Below are 16,168 nucleotides of genomic sequence, written 5' to 3'. Positions count from 1 at the left end.
GGGTCAGAGGATCTCGCCCAGGATCCACTCGTTGCTGGGCTGCTCCGGGGCGGGCGGCGGCGCCGAGGGCGTCGGCGCGCCCAGCTCGAGCAGGCGTTCGGCCTCGGCGCGCGGGTCCAGCACCGGGCTGTCGCCGCCGACCTCGTAATCGGGGACCGGGATGCCGAACAGGCTCGACAGCCCGTAGGGCGAGCGGCGGTTGCGCTCGGGCGCCTCGAGCTGGCGGCGGATGTCGGCCGGCGCCTCGTTCGCGCCGGCCCGGTCGAGCAGCGTCAGCTCGCCCGTGCTGGGGGCGGCGGCCGGGTCGGGCGTCGCGCCCACGCCGCCCAGCGCCGCGCGCGCCTCGGCCAGCGGGTCGGGATCCAGCGGGCTGGGCGCGCCGGGGCGCGGCTCGGGCAGCGCGTTCAGGTCGGGCGGCAGGCGCAGGGGCTTGCGCGGATAGACGTTGAAGGCGTCGGGCGAGCTGAGCTTGATGCCGAGCGCCTCGCCCAGGTCCGTGCGCCCGCCGCAGCCTGCGGCCAGCGCCGCGACGGCGGCCACGAGGCAAAGGCGGAGCGGGCGGCGCAGCCTGGCGGAACGGAGTTCGGACATGTCTCGTGCACCCTCAGCCGCGGCGCGAAGGCCGCTCTACGCGGCCTGCTTGTCAGAACCTTCGCGCAGGATCAAGCCGGCCGCCCCCACAAATATGAAAATGTCCGCGGGATTGAAAGCGTAAGGATTGCGCAGCCCGCAGCAGCTCATGTTCAGGAAATCCACCACCGCGCCATACAGGACCCGGTCGAGCGCGTTGCTCAGCGCGCCGCCGATCATCAGCCCGGCCGCGGCGGCGCGCGTCCCGTCGCGCATGCCGCGCGCCCACCAGGCCAGCCCCGCGCTGAGCGCCAGCGCCAGCCCCGCCCACACCCAGCGCGAGACGCCATCGCCCAGGCCGAAATTCACGCCCCGGTTCCACGCCATGACCAGGTTGAGCCAGGGCGGCAGAACCTCGACCGCCCGGCGCGCGGGCAGGTCGAGCCAGTCGAGCACCCACCACTTGCTCAGGCGGTCGATGGCGAAGGCCAGAAGGGCTGCGGCGGTCGCGGCGGCGGAGGAGGAAGGCATTGCTCGGCGTCTTGTCCCTGCGTTCAGCCGCCGAAGCCCTGGCGGAAAACCTGCGTGCGGTCGAGCGGCCCCAGACCCTCTTCCGCGCAGCGGCCGTAGAAGGCTTCCGAGACGCTGCGCTCGTAGTCGAACAGCGGCGCATCGCTCGGGTCGGGCGGCGTCGGATGCATGCCCCGATACCCCGTCGCGTCGATCTCGGCAAGCTTTGCGCGCAGCTCGGCGCAGGTCATCTCGGCGGCGGGGCGCAGCTCGATGCGCCGGCCTTCGGCGGTGACGAAGGGGCCGGCCTGCGCCGTCGCGGCGCCGGCCAGCAGCGATTGGGCCAGGATCAGCGCCGCCCGCACGGCGGGCGGGATGCGGCTTGGGGTCATGACGCCTCGCAGGGCCCCGAAGGGCGGGTTGCACATGTCCTAGACGATCACGGCGCCATGTTCAAATTTTGGCGCGGGCATGGCGCGAAAGGGCGCGGGGGCGCATGCGCATTGCCACGGCGCGCGGGGCGGTTAGGATGCCCGGGGGCCGCACCGGGCGGCGCAATACGGCGGGATCGAAGAGACATGGCGAAGTTCAGGGCCCTTGCGGCGGCGGCGGTGGCGATGGCGGCGTTCGGCGCGGGCGCGAAGTTCGGTCCGGGCGCCGCGCAGGCGCAGACGGCGCATGGCCTGTCGGGCGCCTATCTGGCCGCGCGCCATGCCGAGCGGCTGAACGACCTCGAGGCGGCGGCGCGCTACTACGTCGCGGCCATGGCGCACGATCCCGGCAATCAGGATCTGCGCGTCAAGGCGGTCACCTATCTGGCGGCGGCGGGCCGTTTGCGCGACGCGGCGCTTGCGGCCGAAGAGCTGCTGCGCGCGCGCCCGGGCGATCGGCTGGCGGTCACCGTGCTGACGGCCGAGGCCTTTCGCGACGGCGACTACGACGCCGCCGCCGAGCTCTTGCGCGGCGAAGGCGCGCGGGCCTTTCCATCCTTGCTGAGGGCGCTGCTGCTGGGCTGGGCCGAGACGGGCCGCGGCCGCGACGAGGACGCGCGCGCAGCCTTCGCCGAGCTGGGCGAGTCGGGGCCGACGGCGCGGCTGGGGCTTTATCACGCGGGTCTGGCGCGGCTGGTGCGCGGCGATGCGGCCGGCGCGCTCGAGGCGTTTTCGCGCGCCGCGGCCGATGCGGCGCAGGACGACGCCCCGCTTTCGGGCAATGTCGAGCGCGCCCGCGCCGCCGCGCTGGCCGCCCTGGGGCGTCTTGACGAGGCGCGCGCGCTCATCGCGCAGGCCGCCGAGGACGGGCGCCTGCCGCAGGCGATGGCGCAGGCCGACCTCGCCCGGCTCGACAAGGGCGAGGCGCCGGCGCTTGGGGTGAGCGACGCGCGCCAGGGCGCGGCCGAGGCGCTTCTGGCCGCCGCGGCGGTCCTGGCGGGCTCGGAAGCCGGGGCGCGCGCGGCGGGCGGGTTCCTTTATGCGCGCCTTGCGGTCGAGCTCGACCCGCTCAACGAACAGGCGCGGCTTCTGGCGGCGGACGTCCTGTCCTCGATGAACCGGCACGAGATGGCGGCCGAGATGCTGGCGGGAATCCCGCGGCGCTCGCCCAACTTCACGCAGGCCGAGATCCTGCGCGCCAACGCCCTGGCGCGCACGGGCCGCGTCGAAGAGGCGCTGACGGCGCTGCGCGGCCTGACCGAGGACCGCCCGGACGAGCTGTCGGCGCATCTGGCGCTGGGCGGCCTCTTGCGCATGCAAAAGCGCTTCGCCGAGGCGGCCGAGGCCTATTCGCGCGCCATCGCCCTGATCGATGCGCCCGAGCCGCGTCACTGGAGCCTGTTCTACGAGCGCGGCATCGCCTACGAGCGCTCGGGCCAGTGGGACAAGGCCGAGGCCGATTTCCTGCGCGCGCTCGAGCTGCAGCCCGACCAGCCGCTGGTGCTGAACTATCTGGGCTACTCGTGGGTCGAGATGGGCCGCAACATCGAGCGCGCCCGCGAGATGATCGAAAAGGCGGTCGAGCTGCGCCCGGACGACGGCTTCATCACCGACTCGCTGGGCTGGGTGCTGTATCGCCTGGGCAAATACGAAGAGGCCGTGCCCGTGCTTGAACGCGCGGTCGAGCTCGAACCCAGCGATCCCATCCTCAACGACCATTTCGGCGACGCGCTTTGGATGGTGGGGCGCAAGCTCGAGGCGCGGTTCCAGTGGAAGCGCGCCCTGTCCCTCGGCCCCGAGGAGAAGGACGCAGAGCGCATCCGCAAGAAGCTGGCGCGCGGCCTCGACGCCGTGCTGGCCGAGGAGCGCGCGGCGCAGGAGGGCGCGGCCAAGTGACGCCCGCCCCGATCCGCGAGGAGGCGCCCGCCAAGGTCAACCTGCACCTGCATGTGCTGGGGCGGCGGGCCGACGGGATGCATCTGCTCGACAGCCTGGCGGTCTTTCCCGCCATCGGCGATTCGCTCGGCGCCGCGCCCGCCGGCGCCGGCGCGGATGCGCCCGTCGCCCTTGCGGTCGAGGGGCCCTTCGCCGGCGCCCTGCCGCCGGCGGAAGACAATCTGGTCCTGCGCGCCGCCCGGATGCTGCGCGCGCAGGCGCGGGCGGCGGGGCGCGATCCGGGCGGCGCCGCGCTGCGGCTGACCAAGCGCCTGCCGCCGGCCTCGGGGGTGGGCGGCGGCTCGTCCGACGCGGCGGCGGCGCTGCGGGCGTTGAACGCGCTGTGGGCGCTGGGGCTGGATGACGAGGCCTTGCGCCGCCTTGGCGCGCGGCTGGGCGCGGACGTGCCGGTCTGCATCCGGCCGGGCGCCTGGCTGATGCGCGGCGTGGGCGAGGCGCTGACGCCCGCGCGGATCCCGGCGGGGCTGTGGATCGCGCTGGTCAATCCCGGCGTGCCGGTTCCCACCGCCGCGGTCTTCGCCGCGCTCGAGCGGCGCGACGGCGCGCCGGCCGCGCCCATGCCGCCGCCCGAGGCGGGCATCGGCCCCTTCGCGCAATGGCTGCGCGCCCAGCGCAACGATCTTCAGCCGGCGGCGCTGCGCGTGGCGCCCGACATCGCGGCGCCGCTCGAGATGCTCGCCGCCGCGCCGGGGGCGCTGGCCGCGCGCATGTCGGGCAGCGGCGCCACCTGCTTCGCGCTGTTCGACGCCCCGGGCCCCGCGCGCGCGGCGGCCGCGGCGGCGCGTGCGCGCGGATGGTGGGCCGAGGCGGGGGCGTTGTCCTGAACGCCGTTCCGGCCGCGCGGCGCGGCGCTCAGCGCACCCGCGAGACCACGAAATCGGCGATGCCGTCCAGCGCCGCGCGCAGCTCCGAGGGCGGGAAGGCCTCGAGCGCGGCGCGCGCCCGCGCGGCCCGCTCGCGCGCCGCCTCGGCGCTGCGCTCGAGCGCGCGGGCGGCGCGCATGCGCGCGACGGCCTCCTCCAGATCGCCGGGCCCTTGCGCGCGCTTTTCGATGACGCGGCGCCAGAAGGCCATGCCGGCCTCGTCCTCGGCGGCGATGGCGTAAAGCACCGGCAGCGTCACCTTCCCCTCGCGGAAGTCGTCGCCGACATTCTTGCCCAGCGTTTCGGACACGCCGCCATAGTCCAGCACGTCGTCGACGATCTGGAAGGCCATGCCCAGCTCCTCGCCATAGATGCGCAGGGCTTCGACCTGGCGCTCGGGCGCGTCGGCGATCACGCCGCCCACCTGCGCGGCCGCGGCGAAGAGCGCGGCCGTCTTGCCGTGGATCATGGTCAGATAGGTGGCCTCGGTCACGCTCAGATCGTTGGCCGTGGACAGCTGCAGCACCTCGCCCTCGGCGATCACGGCCGAGGCGTTGGCCAGGATGTCGAGCACGCGCAGGCTGCCCGTCTCGACCATCAGCTGGAACGAGCGCGAGAACAGGTAGTCGCCGACCAGCACGCTCGACTTGTTGTCCCACAGAAGGTTCGCCGTCGGTCGCCCGCGCCGCTTGTCGCTTTCGTCCACCACGTCGTCATGCAGCAGCGTCGCGGTGTGGATGAACTCGACCGTCGCGGCCAGCTTGACGTGATCCTCTCCGCCATAGCCGCACAGGCGCGCGGCGGCCAGGGTCAGCATGGGGCGCAGCCGCTTGCCGCCCGCCTCGACCAGATGGGCGGTGACCTCGGGGATCCGCGGCGCGTGCTCGGATTCCATCCGCGCGCGGATCATGGCGTTGACGGCGGCCAGATCGCCCGCCACCAGGGCGCTCAAGGTCTCGAAGGGGCCTGACGCGGTCACCTTGGCATACTCCCGAACGAAGGCCGGCGCTCGACGGCGGGTCGGCCCGGCGGTAGAAGATCGGCATGGACGAACTGCTTCGCACCAACGACCCGGCGCTGATGGCCTTCGCCACGGCGCTTCTGCGCGCCGAGGGTATAGACTGCTTCGAATTGGACGTCCATACGAGCGTCCTCGAGGGGTCGCTGGGCATCCTGCCGCGCCGCCTTGCGGTGGCGCGCCGCGACGGGTTTCGCGCGCGCGCGATCCTGCGCGAGAACGGCCTGGGCGACGAGCTGACGGGCGCCGGCGCATGACCGGCGAGGCCGCGTTCGAGGTGACCGAGGACCTGCTGCTGGGCGGGCGCGTGCGCCTCGCGCAGCCGCGCGGCGGCTATCGCGCGGCGACAGATCCGGTGCTGCTGGCCGCGGCGTGCCCCGCGCGGCCCGGCGAGCGGGTCCTGGACCTGGGCTGCGGCGTCGGGGCGGCGGCGCTGTGCCTGCATGCGCGCGCGCCGGGGGTCGAGCTGCACGGGCTCGAGCTGCAGCCCGCCTATGCCGCCCTGGCGCGGCGCAACGCGGCGCGCAACGGCGCGGCGCTGACGGTGCATGAGGGCGACGTGCTGCGCATGCCCGAGGCGCTGCGGGCGCTGCAATTCGACCACGTCATCGCCAATCCGCCCTGGTTCGCGCATGGCGCGGCCTCTGAGGCGGCCGATCCGGGGCGCGACGCGGCCCATCGCGAAGGGGGCGCCGCGCTCGAGGACTGGATCGACGCGGCGCTGCGCAGGCTGCGCCCGCGCGGACGGCTGACGCTCATCCACCGGGCCGAAAGGCTGCCGCGTCTGCTGGCGGCGCTCGAGGGGCGGGCCGGAGACATGCGCGTGCTGCCGCTGGCGGGGCGCGCGGGCCGCCCGGCCAAGCGCGTCATCGTCGCCGCGCGCAAGGGCGCGCGCGGCCCCTTCGCGCTGCTGGCGCCCTTCGTGCTGCATGCCGGCCCCCGGCACGAGCGCGACGCCGACGATTTCTCGGCCGAGGCGGCGAGGGTGTTGCGCGACGCGGCGCCCCTGCCGCTCGACCCCGGCCCCGAGCGAGGCGGCGCGCGCAACATCTGACCCATGCGGCCCGCCCCCGGGCCGGCCCCGAAGGAGCAAGACCAATGACCCTGCCCATTCCCAACGCGATCGCCGCCATGGCGCCCGAGCTGACCGAGTGGCGGCGCGACCTGCACATGCATCCCGAGCTGGCCTACGAGGAATCGCGCACCGCCCGCGTGGTGGCCGAGCGCCTGCGCGCCTTCGGCTTCGACGAGGTGCATGAGGGCGTCGGCCGCACCGGCGTGGTCGGCATCCTGCACGGCGCCGACGGGCCGGCCGCGGACGCGTCGCGGCGAATCCTTCTGCGCGCCGACATGGACGCCTTGCCCATGGACGAGGCCACCGGGTTGCCCTGGGCCTCGCGCCATGCGGGGCGCATGCATGCCTGCGGCCATGACGGCCACACCGCCATGCTGCTGGGCGCGGCGCGGCGGCTTGCGCAGACGCGGGCGTTCTCGGGCACGATCGTGTTCTGCTTCCAGCCGGCCGAGGAAGGGGGCGCCGGCGCCGAGGCGATGATCGCCGACGGGCTGCTGGACCGCTGGCCCGTGCGCGCGGCCTTCGGCCTGCACAACGACCCCCAGACCGCCGAGGGCGCCTTCGCCACCGCGCCGGGGCCGGTTCTGGCCTATGCCGACCAGTTCCGCATCCGCATCCGCGGCAAGGGCGGTCATGCGGCGCATCCCGACATGGCGCGCGACCCGCTCATGGCGGGCGTGCAGCTGGTCTCGGCCTTCCAGACCATCATCAGCCGCCGGCGCGATCCGATGCAGCCCGCCGTGCTGTCGGTGACGCGGTTCCACGCCGGTTCGGCCACGAACGTCATCGCCGACGAGGCCGAGCTGGGCGGCACAGTGCGCGCCTTCGACGATTCGGTCGCGCGCATGATCATCGACCAGATGCGCGCCCAGTGCCGCCTGATCGGCGAGGCGATGGGCGTCGAGATCGAGGCCGAGCTCGGCCTCGACGCCTATCCGGCGCTGGTCAACGACCCCGAGGCGACCGCCTTCGCCGCGGACATATGCCAGGAGCTGGTCGGCGCCGAGCGCGTCAACCGCGCCGCGCGCCCCTCTCTGGGCGGCGAGGATTTCGCCTTCATCGCCCGCCGCGTGCCGGCCGCCTTCGTCTTCATCGGCAACGGCCCGAGCGCGCCGCTGCACCACCCGGCCTATGACTTCAACGACCAGATCCTGCCCCTGGGCGTGGCCTGGTGGTCGCGTCTGGCCGAGCGGGCGCTGCCCCGGGCCGAGGCCGGGAGTTGAGCGTTTTCGCTCAGGTTGCAAAAAATCGTGAGCGAATGCCTTTTCGTGATGGGTGACAGGCGCGCCGCGCGGTGCTTAGATCATGGGGCGGACCAACCCAGAAAAGGAGACGCCGATGAGTCTGGATGCGCATCTCGCCCAACTTCGCAAGAAGCATGAGGCGCTCTCGCGGCTTATCGAGGCCGAACAGCGCAGCCCCGCCGCCGACGACCTCGAAATCGGCAAGCTCAAGAAGCAGAAGCTCCGCATCAAGGAGGAGATCGAGCGGCTCTCGCCCACGCGCCACTGAGCGCGGCGCGAGCCGCGGACCATGGGCCGGCCCAGGCGCCGGCCCGCCTGGCCCGGAGCCCGCGCGGCCCGGGCCTTTTGCGTGCGCGCCCCCGGCCCGGCGCCCGCGCCCTGTCTCCAGGCCCTGTCTCAGCGCCGGCGCGAACCCATCGCCGCCAGCGCCGCGCCGCCCGCGATCAGCGCCGCCGCCAGCAAAAGGCGCGGCGTCAGCTCGGCCAGCCCCGCCGCCGCCAGCGCCAGCGTCGAGGCCAGCGGCGCCGCATAGGCGGCGACGCCCAGCAGCTGGATGTCGCCGCGCTTGACCCCCACATCCCAGGCGTGAAAGGCCAGCCCCAGCGGTCCAAGCCCAAGCCCGACCGTCGCCGCCCATTGCACGGCGTCCTGCGGCCACACCGTGCGCTCGAGCGCCAGATGGCACAGCGCGCTCAGCGCCGCGCCCGCCAGGCAAAAGCCCGTCACCGCGTCGGTGGGCACATGGCCCGCCACGCGGCTGAGCACCGAATAGCCCGACCAGATCAGCGCGCAGGCCCCCGCCGCGGCGAAGCCCGCGGCGTGCTCGGGCGCAAAGCGCAGCGTCCCGCCCTGCGAGATGATCAGCGCCGCGCCCGCCAGCGCCGTCGCCGCGCCGGCCAGATGCGCCGCGCGCAGCCGCTCGCCGGGCAGAAGCCCCGAGAACAGCACGATCAGCAGCGGCCACAAATAGGCGATCAGCCCGGCCTCGGCCGCCGGCGCATTGCGCAGCGCCGTGAAGTAGAAGAAGTGATAGCCGAATATGCCGCCGATCCCCAGCGCCAGCGCCGCCGGCCTTTGCCGCAGCGCCGCCAGCGGATCGCCCCCGCGCAGCGCACTCAGCGCCGCGCCCGCCGCGCCGCCGATGGCCAGGCACATGGCGGTCAGCTGAAAGGGCGGGACCTGGCCCGACAGCACGGTCAGAAGCGCCAGCGCCGACCACAGCGCCACCGCCAGACCCCCGATCAGGGTGGCGCGCAGCCGCGCCCGCGCCTGCGCGGGATCGGGCGCCGCGGCGGCCGTCGGTCCAATGGTTCGAGACATGCGCGGTTTCTCCGATCGGGCCTCCGGCCCGGACGCCGCGGAGGTTGGCACGACCGCGCCGCCCTGCGCAAGCGCAAGGGGCCGGTCCTTTCGGACCGGCCCCCGTCAGTCGCCGCGGCGCGGCCTCAGACCATGTACTGGCCGCCATTCGCCGTCATGGTCGCGCCGGTGATGAAGCCGGCGTCGTCCGAGGCCAGGAACACCACGCAGCGCGCGATCTCTTCGGGCTCGCCCAGGCGCCCGACGGGGATCTGCGCGATGATCTGCTCGCGCACCTTCTCGGGCACGGCCATGACCATGTCGGTGGCGATGTAGCCGGGGCAGATCGCGTTCACGGTGATGCCGTAGCGCGCGCCCTCCTGCGCCAGGGCCTTGGTGAAGCCCAGATCGCCCGCCTTGGCGGCCGAGTAGTTGGCCTGCCCGAACTGCCCCTTCTGCCCGTTGATGGACGAGATGTTGATGACGCGGCCGAACTTGCGCTCGCGCAGCGAGGGCCAGAGCGGATGGGTCATGTTGAACAGGCCCGTCAGGTTGGTGTCGATGACCTGCGACCACTGCTCGCGCGTCATCTTGTGGAAGGGCGCGTCGCGGGTGATGCCCGCGTTGTTGACCAGAACGTCGATCGGGCCCAGCTCGGCCTCGACGCGGGCGATGCCCTCCTTGCAGGCGTCGTAGTCGGCGACCGACCACTTGTAGGTCTTGATGCCGGTCTCGGCGGTGAACTTGGCGGCGGCCTCGTCATTGCCGGCGTAGTTGGCGGCGACGACGTAGCCCGCATTCTTGAGCGCGACCGAAATCGCGGCGCCGATGCCGCGGGTTCCCCCGGTGACAAGTGCGACTCGTGCCATGGCGTTCTCTCTCCCCTCTGTGGTTCGTATGCAGCAAAGCCGCGGCGCCCGGCGCGGCGGGCGCCGCGCGGCGGTTCACGGGCGCTCGACGCACATCGCCACGCCCATGCCGCCGCCGATGCACAGCGTCGCCAGGCCGCGCTTGGCGCCGCGGCGCTTCATCTCGAACAGAAGCGTGGTCAGGATGCGCGCGCCCGAGGCGCCGATCGGGTGGCCGATGGCGATGGCGCCGCCGTTGACGTTCACGATCGACGGATCCCAGCCCATCTCCTTGTTCACGGCCAGCGCCTGGGCGGCGAAGGCCTCGTTGGCCTCGACCAGATCCAGATCCTCGACCTTCCAGCCCGCCTTCTCGAGCGCCTTGCGCGAGGCGGGAATCGGGCCGGTGCCCATGACCTTCGGATCGACGCCGGCCGTGGCGTAGGAGACGATGCGCGCCAGCGGCTCGATCCCGCGGCGCTCGGCCTCGTCGGCGCGCATGACGACCACCGCCGCGGCGCCGTCGTTCAGCCCCGAGGCGTTGCCCGCCGTCACGGTGCCGTCCTTGACGAAGGCCGGGCGCAGCTTGGCCAGCGCCTCGAGCGTCGTGCCGTGGCGGATGTACTCGTCGCGGTCGACGGTGACCTCGCCCTTGCGGGTCTTGACCACGACGGGGACGATCTCTTCGTCGAACTTGCCGGCCTTCTGCGCGGCCTCGGCCTTGTTCTGCGAGGCGACGGCGAATTCGTCCTGCATCTCGCGGGTGATCTGGAAGGCGCTGGCCACGTTCTCGGCCGTCTGGCCCATGTGATAGCCGTTGAAGGCGTCCCACAGGCCGTCCTTGATCATCGTGTCGACGAACTTCAGATCGCCCATCTTCTGCCCCGCGCGCAGGTGCGCGGCATGGCTCGCGAGCGACATGCTCTCCTGCCCGCCGGCCAGCACGATGCCGGCGTCGCCCAGGCTGACATGCTGGGCCGCCAGCGCCACGGCGCGCAGGCCCGAGCCGCACACCTGGTTGATGCCCCAGGCCGCGCTCTCGATCGGCAGGCCGGCGGCGATGTGCGCCTGGCGGGCGGGGTTCTGGCCCTGGGCGGCGGTCAGCACCTGGCCGAGGATGGTTTCGGAGACGTCCTCGGGCGCCAGCCCCGCGCGCTCGAGCGCGCCGCGCAGGGCGGTCGCGCCCAGCTCATGGGCGGGCGTCGCGCCGAACGAGCCGTTGAACGAGCCTACCGGGGTGCGCGCCGCGGCGGCGATGACGATGTCGGACATGCGGTTCTCCTCCTCGATGCCGGCCTGCGGGGCCGGTCGGTTGTTTCGTGTTGCGGCGCAGCATAGCCGCGGAACGGGCGGCCTGTCACGCCGGAACTTCGCCGCAGGCACGAAAGTCGCGGCCCTCAGCCGCCCTCGGCAAGAAAAGCGGCCAGGGGCGACCATACCATCCGCGGCGCCTGCGCGCCTATGATCATGCCCACATGGCCCGCTTGCGGGCGCAGGATGCGCGCGCCGGGAATGGCGCGGGGCAGGGCCTCGGCGCATCCGGGGGGCGAGATGAGGTCGCGCGTGGCGCAGAAGGCCAGCGTCGGGGCCGCGATGTCCTCGGGGCGAACGGCGCGCCCGCCCACCTGCCAGCTCCCGCGCGCCGCGTCATTGTCAAGGCACCAGCCCAGCAGCAGGTCCGCGGCCGCCGGAGCAGGCAGCGGCGGGCCGTCGTTGAGCCAGTCTTCGGCGGCGACGAACAGCTCCTCGGCCGGGTCGCCGCGCGGCATGCGCGCCAGCTTGCGGAACTTGCGCAGCGCCAGGGTCGGGTCGAGCGCGGCGAACAGGGTTTGCAGCACATCCATCGGGACCGCGCCGAAGCAGGCGCGCAGGCCCTCGATCCGCGCGCGCAGGGCGGCGCGGTCCTCGCGCGCGAAGGCGGCGGCCAGCGCCGCGCCCATGCCCTCGAGCCGCGAGAAATCCCAGGGCGTGCCGATCAACGCCAGCCGCGCCGTCAGCTCGGGGCGCGTCGCGGCCAGCGCCGCCGCCAGGCCGCCCCCCATGCAATAGCCCGCGACCGCCGGCGGAGCGCCGAACATCTCGGCCGCCGCCTCGGCCGCGGGAACAAGGCGGCGCATGACGTGATCGGCCAGGTCGAAGCCCATCTCCTCGGGGCCGGGCGCGCCCCAGTCCAGCAACAGCGGCCGCACGCCATGGCGCGACAGCCAGCGCAGCAGCGAGCGGTCGGGATGCAGGTCCAGCACATGGGCCCGGTTGACCAGCGAGGGCACGATCAGCGCCGGCCGGCCGTCGCCGCCATGGTCCAGCAGCCGCGTCGCCCCGCGCCGCCAGACGCATGGCGGGTCGGGCAGGCGCCGGCGCCAGGGGTGCTTCTGGTAGCGTTCGACGCCTGCGACGAACTCGGCCAGCCGCCGGGCCGCCGCGCGTGCCGTGTGCAGCGTCGCCTCGGCGCCCGCGGCGCGGCGCAGGGCGGCGGCGGCGGCGCGTCCCTCGTCGGCCAGCTCGGGCGCCCATGGAAAGCGGGGATCGTCTCCGAGCGGCGCCATCGCCGCCGCCTGCGCATACAAGAGCGCCCCGGCGGCCAGGTGCAGGACCAGCGGCGAGGGCTTGCCGCGCCGATCAGGAAGAGCGGCCCTGCGCGCCTGCGCCGCGCGCCTGCGCCGCCGACGGCATCCGCGCAAGCGCCTCGGCGTTTCGCTCCCACAGGTCCAGGAATCGCGCCGCCGCCTGCGCCGGCTCGGGGTCGTCGTCTTGCGCGCGCGGACCGGCGGCGCGCGCCGGACGCTGCGCGCGCGCGTTCTCCTGCGCTTCATCGCCGAACTTTCCGCCGCCATCCATGCGTCGAGGGTAATGATGCGCGCGGCGCCGCGCAATCGGCGCTTCGCGGCCGCGAAGGGGGGCTTTGCGGCGCCGCGGCGAACGGTTAAGCTGAACGCGGCGCCCGCGCCGCGTCGGGGCGCCGACGAGTTTTGCGGCGGCTTCAGGGGAGGAATGGCAGTTGGCCAACGACAACGCGAGCGGCGCCGAGCCGATCACGATCAAGAAATACGCCAACCGGCGCCTCTACAACACGGCCAAGAGCGCGTATGTGACGCTCGAGCATCTGGCGCAGATGGTGCGCGAGGGGCAGGATTTCGTCGTCTACGACGCCAAGACGGGCGAGGACATCACGCGATCGGTCCTCACCCAGATCATCTTCGAGGAGGAGGCCAAGGGGCAGAACATGCTGCCCATCAGCTTCCTGCGCCAGCTGATCCGCCTTTACGGCGACGCGCTTCAGGGCGTGGTGCCGGGCTATCTGGAAGCGTCGATGGAGTCGTTCACGCGCAACCAGGAAAAGCTGCGCGAGCACATTCTCAAGACCTTCGGCGCGAATCCGGCGCTGTCGAATTTCGAGGCCATGGCGCGCTCGAACATGGAGTTCTTCGAGAACGCGATGCGGGTCTTCTCGCCCTTCGGGGCGGCCAGAGCGACGGCGCGCCCCAAGAAGGAGGCCGAGCGCGAAGAGGAGCGGGCCGCGCCCGAAACCGAGCTGTCCGAGCTCAAGGAACAGCTGCGCCAGATGCAGGAGCGCCTCGACAAGCTGTCGGGGCAGGGCTGACGCCGATCAGGCGGGCAGTCTGCGCCCCTTCGGCGCAAGCGTGGCCGGCGCGGCGGCGGGTCGGCCGGTGAGGTGGCCTTGCAGTGCGTCCACGCCCATCTCGGTCAGCGCGGCGGCATCCTCGGGGGTTTCGACGAACTCGGCCACGGTCATGATGTCGAGCGCGCGCGCGGCCCGAAGCACCGCTTCGACCAGCGGCCTGCGGGCGGGGTCCTCGGCCATGCCGCGCACCAGCGAGCCGTCCAGCTTGAGGATGTCGGGGCGCAGCTCGACCAGCTGCGAAAGCGCCGTGCAGCCCGCGCCGAAATCGTCGATGGCGATGGCGCAGCCCGTCTTGCGCGCGCGCCGCACGAAGGGCAGCGTCAGATCGGCCCGCAGGCCGGCGCCGCTTTCGGTCAGCTCCACGATCAGGCGACGGGTCACGTCGGGGCGGAGGGCGGCTTCGGCCTCGAGCGCCTCGATCCATGCGGGGTCGGCCAGGGTTCCGGGAGCGACGTTGACCGACAGCCGCAGCGTGGGCATGGCGCGCAGCTTTTCCAGGGCCAGCGCGAGCACGCGGCGGTCGAACAGCCGACTCAGCCCCAGCGCCTCGATCTCGGGCATGAAGCGGCCGGCGGGGATCGGCGCGCCGCCGGGATGGGAGACGCGAATCAGGGTCTCGTGAAATGCGGGGAACAGCGGCATGTCCGTGCGCACCACCGGCTGATAGGCCAGCGAGATCCGCCCTTCGTCGAGGGCGGCGAGGGCTTCGGAGGCGAGGCTGGGGCGCGGATCGGCCCGCAAGAGGCGCTCGGGCCCCGAGGCGAGCGCGCGCGCCAGAGCGTCGGGCAGCGCCGCGGCGAGCGCGGGCAACGGCGCGTCTTCTGCGTCCGTGTAGGCGGCCGAGAGGGTCAGCGTCATGGGGCCGAATTCGGTGCGCGTCGGTTCGGCGCAGGCCAGAAGGCGGATCCTGGCCAGCGCGGCGTCCGCGTCGCCCAGAACCGGGACCAGGAACATGCCCTCATCGGCCGCCGCGCCCAGGGCCGCCAGCCGCGCGGCGAACGCCGCCGTCATGCGGCGGCCGCCGGCCGCCCCCAGACGCCGGTCGATCATGGCCGATCGGTCGCGCGCCACGGCCAGAAAGCCGGCGCGCCCGGCGCCGCGGGCCAGCGCCGGATCGGCGGGCCGGAACAGGCCGATCCGCGCGCCCTCGCAAGATGTCCAGAACAGCGCGCCATGCGCGCCGCGCGCCTCGCCCTCTGGCCGGGGGCAGACGGTCTCGGACATCCAGCGCACGATCTCGGCCGGCAGGGGGCGGGCCACGGCCACCGCGCCCGAGCAGCTGGCGGAGAAGGGAAGAGCGGCGGTCTTGTCGGCGGTGTTGGACATAGTGAAACCTCGCTTGCGGTCGTTCCCTTTGTGCCCGACATGTTCTAAAAATGTTCTAATCATGGTGAACTTCGATCAACCCTGCGAAGACCAGGCCCTCGGACGCCGCTGTTCGTGGTGCGGCGAGGATCCGCTGATGGTGGCGTATCACGACCGCGAATGGGGCTTTGCGCAGTTCGATTCGCGTGCGCTGTGGGAAACGCTTTGCCTCGAGACCTTTCAGGCGGGGCTGAGCTGGGCGGTGATTCTGCGCAAGCGGCCCGCCTTTCGAGCCGCCTTCGCCGGGTTCGATCCGGCGCGCGTGGCGCGATTCGGCCCCGACGACGCCGCGCGCCTGGCGGCCGATTCGCGGATCGTGCGCCACCGCGGCAAGATCGAGGCGGTCATCGCCTCGGCGCGCGCCTGGATCGAGATCGAATCGCGCGAGGGCTTCGCCGCCTTCGTATGGGCGCGGCAGGACTGGACGCCGCGGGTCAATGCGTGGCGCGCGCCCGAGGAGATCCCGGCCTTCACCGCGCAAGGCGCCGACCTGGCCAAGGCGCTGCGCGCGCGGGGGATGCGCTGGTGCGGGCCGACCACGGTCTACGCCTTCATGCAGGCGGCGGGCCTGGTCAACGACCACCTGCTCGGCTGCCCGGCGCGCGCGGTGGCGATCGCCGCCGGTCAGCCGCCCTCGCCGAAATAGTCGGCCACAAGCGCTTCGAGCGCGTCGAGCAGGGCTTCGGCCTCGGGGCCGCTGGCCTCGACCTCGATCTCGGAGCCTTGCGCCGCGGCGAGCGTCAGCAGGCCCATGATCGAATCGCCCGACACCTCGATGCCGTCGTGACTGACGCGCGCGCTGGCGTCATGGGCCTCGACCGTCGAGACGAACTTGGCCGAGGCGCGCGCATGCAGGCCCTTGCGATTGACGATTCGCAAGGTGCGGCGGCACGGGGCGCTCATGCCGTCCGCTTGCGCCGCGCCGACAGGATCGACGTCGCGCTGTCGACATATTTGCGGCCCGCGGACAGGGCGCAGGCGGTGGCCTCGGCCATGGGCATGGCGCGGGATTTGGCCAGCTTGATCAGAAGGGGCAGATTCGCGCCGTAGATCACCTCGACCCCCGAGTCGCGCATGGCGCCCATGGCCAGGTTCGAGGGCGTGCCCCCGAACATGTCCGTGACCAGGATCACGCCGTCGCCCTGATCGACCGCGTCGACGGCGGCGTTCACCGCGGCCTGCATGTCGCGCAGGTCGCCCTGGGGCTGGATTCCGATGGCGCGCACGCCTTCCTGCGGGCCGACGACATGCTCCATGGCGCGGCGCAGCTCCTCGGCCAGGCCGCCATGGGCGACGATCACGAGACCGATCATGCGAGGCTCCGTTTGTGCATCGGGCGGCTGGCT

At 73.2% G+C, this 16,168-nt stretch carries 20 protein-coding genes; 8 read left to right on the top strand and 12 right to left on the bottom strand.

What is annotated here, in order from left to right; translation table 11 throughout:
- Positions 1–3: 3 nt before the first annotated feature.
- The 3 genes from LY05_RS11510 to LY05_RS11500 are packed head-to-tail and all read right to left on the bottom strand — an operon-like array spanning position 4 to position 1,472.
- Positions 4–591 carry a DUF3035 domain-containing protein gene (locus LY05_RS11510; protein WP_148923260.1) on the bottom strand — a complete coding sequence of 196 codons (588 nt, stop codon included), beginning with the start codon at positions 589–591 and terminating at the stop codon, positions 4–6.
- Positions 592–627: 36 nt separating this feature from the next.
- Positions 628–1,101: a signal peptidase II gene (lspA, locus tag LY05_RS11505; protein WP_072747666.1), complete on the bottom strand. Its 474-nt coding sequence runs from the start codon at positions 1,099–1,101 to the stop codon at positions 628–630.
- A gap of 23 nt (positions 1,102–1,124) precedes the next feature.
- Positions 1,125–1,472 (bottom strand): hypothetical protein, encoded by a 348-nt coding sequence (locus LY05_RS11500; RefSeq protein WP_148923259.1) that lies wholly within the window; start codon positions 1,470–1,472, stop codon positions 1,125–1,127.
- 186 nt (positions 1,473–1,658) lie between these two features.
- Here LY05_RS11500 and LY05_RS11495 point away from each other — a divergent pair, with 186 nt between their 5' ends.
- The gene (locus LY05_RS11495; protein WP_148923258.1) at positions 1,659–3,407 is read left to right on the top strand and encodes a tetratricopeptide repeat protein; all 1,749 of its coding nucleotides are present in this window, start codon (positions 1,659–1,661) and stop codon (positions 3,405–3,407) included.
- Complete coding sequence (locus tag LY05_RS11490; protein ID WP_249041939.1) at positions 3,404–4,291, top strand: 4-(cytidine 5'-diphospho)-2-C-methyl-D-erythritol kinase; 888 nt, start codon at positions 3,404–3,406, stop codon at positions 4,289–4,291. The genes LY05_RS11495 and LY05_RS11490 overlap by 4 nt, the downstream gene beginning before the upstream one ends.
- A gap of 28 nt (positions 4,292–4,319) precedes the next feature.
- Here LY05_RS11490 and LY05_RS11485 read toward each other — a convergent pair whose 3' ends face one another.
- A complete protein-coding gene (locus LY05_RS11485; RefSeq protein ID WP_072747663.1) occupies positions 4,320–5,309 on the bottom strand; it encodes a polyprenyl synthetase family protein in 990 nt (329 codons plus the stop codon).
- A gap of 65 nt (positions 5,310–5,374) precedes the next feature.
- Here LY05_RS11485 and LY05_RS11480 point away from each other — a divergent pair, with 65 nt between their 5' ends.
- From LY05_RS11480 to LY05_RS11465, 4 genes are all read left to right on the top strand, one after another.
- Positions 5,375–5,605, top strand: coding sequence for a putative signal transducing protein (locus LY05_RS11480; RefSeq protein WP_072747662.1), 231 nt, complete (start codon positions 5,375–5,377; stop codon positions 5,603–5,605).
- Positions 5,602–6,402, top strand: coding sequence for a tRNA1(Val) (adenine(37)-N6)-methyltransferase (locus tag LY05_RS11475; protein WP_148923257.1), 801 nt, complete (start codon positions 5,602–5,604; stop codon positions 6,400–6,402). The genes LY05_RS11480 and LY05_RS11475 overlap by 4 nt, the downstream gene beginning before the upstream one ends.
- Before the next feature lie 44 nt (positions 6,403–6,446).
- Positions 6,447–7,646, top strand: coding sequence for a M20 aminoacylase family protein (locus LY05_RS11470; protein WP_346265234.1), 1,200 nt, complete (start codon positions 6,447–6,449; stop codon positions 7,644–7,646).
- A 115-nt stretch (positions 7,647–7,761) separates the two neighbouring features.
- The gene (locus tag LY05_RS11465; RefSeq protein WP_072747660.1) at positions 7,762–7,935 is read left to right on the top strand and encodes a YdcH family protein; all 174 of its coding nucleotides are present in this window, start codon (positions 7,762–7,764) and stop codon (positions 7,933–7,935) included.
- Positions 7,936–8,063: 128 nt separating this feature from the next.
- On the opposite strand, the gene yddG is transcribed toward LY05_RS11465, so the two are convergent.
- From yddG to LY05_RS15260, 5 genes are all read right to left on the bottom strand, one after another.
- Entirely contained in the window at positions 8,064–8,987 is a 924-nt protein-coding gene (gene yddG, locus LY05_RS11460; protein ID WP_148923256.1) for an aromatic amino acid exporter YddG, read from the bottom strand.
- A gap of 125 nt (positions 8,988–9,112) precedes the next feature.
- Entirely contained in the window at positions 9,113–9,835 is a 723-nt protein-coding gene (gene phbB, locus LY05_RS11455; protein WP_072747658.1) for a beta-ketoacyl-ACP reductase, read from the bottom strand.
- Between the two features lie 75 nt (positions 9,836–9,910).
- A complete protein-coding gene (locus LY05_RS11450) occupies positions 9,911–11,086 on the bottom strand; it encodes an acetyl-CoA C-acetyltransferase (protein ID WP_072747657.1) in 1,176 nt (391 codons plus the stop codon).
- Positions 11,087–11,211: 125 nt separating this feature from the next.
- On the bottom strand, positions 11,212–12,360 hold the full coding sequence (locus LY05_RS11445; RefSeq protein WP_211356325.1) for an alpha/beta fold hydrolase: 1,149 nt from the start codon (positions 12,358–12,360) through the stop codon (positions 11,212–11,214).
- Between the two features lie 73 nt (positions 12,361–12,433).
- The gene (locus LY05_RS15260; protein ID WP_211356324.1) at positions 12,434–12,856 is read right to left on the bottom strand and encodes a hypothetical protein; all 423 of its coding nucleotides are present in this window, start codon (positions 12,854–12,856) and stop codon (positions 12,434–12,436) included.
- On the opposite strand from LY05_RS15260, the gene phaR reads away from it, so the two are divergent.
- A complete protein-coding gene (phaR, locus tag LY05_RS11440) occupies positions 12,813–13,415 on the top strand; it encodes a polyhydroxyalkanoate synthesis repressor PhaR (RefSeq protein WP_148923254.1) in 603 nt (200 codons plus the stop codon). The two genes, LY05_RS15260 and phaR, sit on opposite strands and share 44 nt — an antisense overlap.
- Before the next feature lie 6 nt (positions 13,416–13,421).
- Here phaR and LY05_RS11435 read toward each other — a convergent pair whose 3' ends face one another.
- Positions 13,422–14,783 (bottom strand): EAL domain-containing protein, encoded by a 1,362-nt coding sequence (locus tag LY05_RS11435; protein WP_170258983.1) that lies wholly within the window; start codon positions 14,781–14,783, stop codon positions 13,422–13,424.
- A gap of 61 nt (positions 14,784–14,844) precedes the next feature.
- Between LY05_RS11435 and LY05_RS11425 the strand changes: the two genes are divergently transcribed.
- Positions 14,845–15,468, top strand: a complete 624-nt coding sequence (locus LY05_RS11425; protein ID WP_148923251.1) for a DNA-3-methyladenine glycosylase I — start codon at positions 14,845–14,847, stop codon at positions 15,466–15,468.
- On the opposite strand, the gene LY05_RS11420 is transcribed toward LY05_RS11425, so the two are convergent.
- Positions 15,447–15,725 (bottom strand): HPr family phosphocarrier protein, encoded by a 279-nt coding sequence (locus LY05_RS11420; RefSeq protein ID WP_072747653.1) that lies wholly within the window; start codon positions 15,723–15,725, stop codon positions 15,447–15,449. The genes LY05_RS11425 and LY05_RS11420 overlap by 22 nt on opposite strands.
- Positions 15,722–16,135 (bottom strand): PTS sugar transporter subunit IIA, encoded by a 414-nt coding sequence (locus tag LY05_RS11415; protein ID WP_072747652.1) that lies wholly within the window; start codon positions 16,133–16,135, stop codon positions 15,722–15,724. Before LY05_RS11415 ends, LY05_RS11420 begins: the two co-directional genes overlap by 4 nt.
- Positions 16,136–16,168: the final 33 nt, after the last annotated feature.

It is taken from the genome of Oceanicella actignis (genome assembly GCF_008124525.1).
Taxonomy (GTDB): Bacteria; Pseudomonadota; Alphaproteobacteria; order Rhodobacterales; family Rhodobacteraceae; genus Oceanicella; species Oceanicella actignis.
This window is presented reverse-complemented; position numbering and strand designations above follow the sequence as displayed.

Bases quoted from the DNA above. Each gene is read 5' to 3' on its own strand.
- LY05_RS11465 (WP_072747660.1), top strand. From the start codon at position 7,762: ATGAGTCTGGATGCGCATCTCGCCCAACTTCGCAAGAAGCATGAGGCG.
- LY05_RS11480 (WP_072747662.1), top strand. From the start codon at position 5,375: ATGGACGAACTGCTTCGCACCAACGACCCGGCGCTGATGGCCTTCGCC.
- LY05_RS11500 (WP_148923259.1), bottom strand. From the start codon at position 1,472: ATGACCCCAAGCCGCATCCCGCCCGCCGTGCGGGCGGCGCTGATCCTG.
- yddG (WP_148923256.1), bottom strand. From the start codon at position 8,987: ATGTCTCGAACCATTGGACCGACGGCCGCCGCGGCGCCCGATCCCGCG.
- LY05_RS11510 (WP_148923260.1), bottom strand. From the start codon at position 591: ATGTCCGAACTCCGTTCCGCCAGGCTGCGCCGCCCGCTCCGCCTTTGC.
- LY05_RS11445 (WP_211356325.1), bottom strand. From the start codon at position 12,360: ATGGCGCCGCTCGGAGACGATCCCCGCTTTCCATGGGCGCCCGAGCTG.
- LY05_RS11450 (WP_072747657.1), bottom strand. From the start codon at position 11,086: ATGTCCGACATCGTCATCGCCGCCGCGGCGCGCACCCCGGTAGGCTCG.
- LY05_RS11495 (WP_148923258.1), top strand. From the start codon at position 1,659: ATGGCGAAGTTCAGGGCCCTTGCGGCGGCGGCGGTGGCGATGGCGGCG.
- LY05_RS11415 (WP_072747652.1), bottom strand. From the start codon at position 16,135: ATGATCGGTCTCGTGATCGTCGCCCATGGCGGCCTGGCCGAGGAGCTG.
- LY05_RS11420 (WP_072747653.1), bottom strand. From the start codon at position 15,725: ATGAGCGCCCCGTGCCGCCGCACCTTGCGAATCGTCAATCGCAAGGGC.
- LY05_RS11425 (WP_148923251.1), top strand. From the start codon at position 14,845: ATGGTGAACTTCGATCAACCCTGCGAAGACCAGGCCCTCGGACGCCGC.
- LY05_RS11475 (WP_148923257.1), top strand. From the start codon at position 5,602: ATGACCGGCGAGGCCGCGTTCGAGGTGACCGAGGACCTGCTGCTGGGC.
- lspA (WP_072747666.1), bottom strand. From the start codon at position 1,101: ATGCCTTCCTCCTCCGCCGCCGCGACCGCCGCAGCCCTTCTGGCCTTC.
- LY05_RS11470 (WP_346265234.1), top strand. From the start codon at position 6,447: ATGACCCTGCCCATTCCCAACGCGATCGCCGCCATGGCGCCCGAGCTG.
- phbB (WP_072747658.1), bottom strand. From the start codon at position 9,835: ATGGCACGAGTCGCACTTGTCACCGGGGGAACCCGCGGCATCGGCGCC.
- LY05_RS11435 (WP_170258983.1), bottom strand. From the start codon at position 14,783: ATGTCCAACACCGCCGACAAGACCGCCGCTCTTCCCTTCTCCGCCAGC.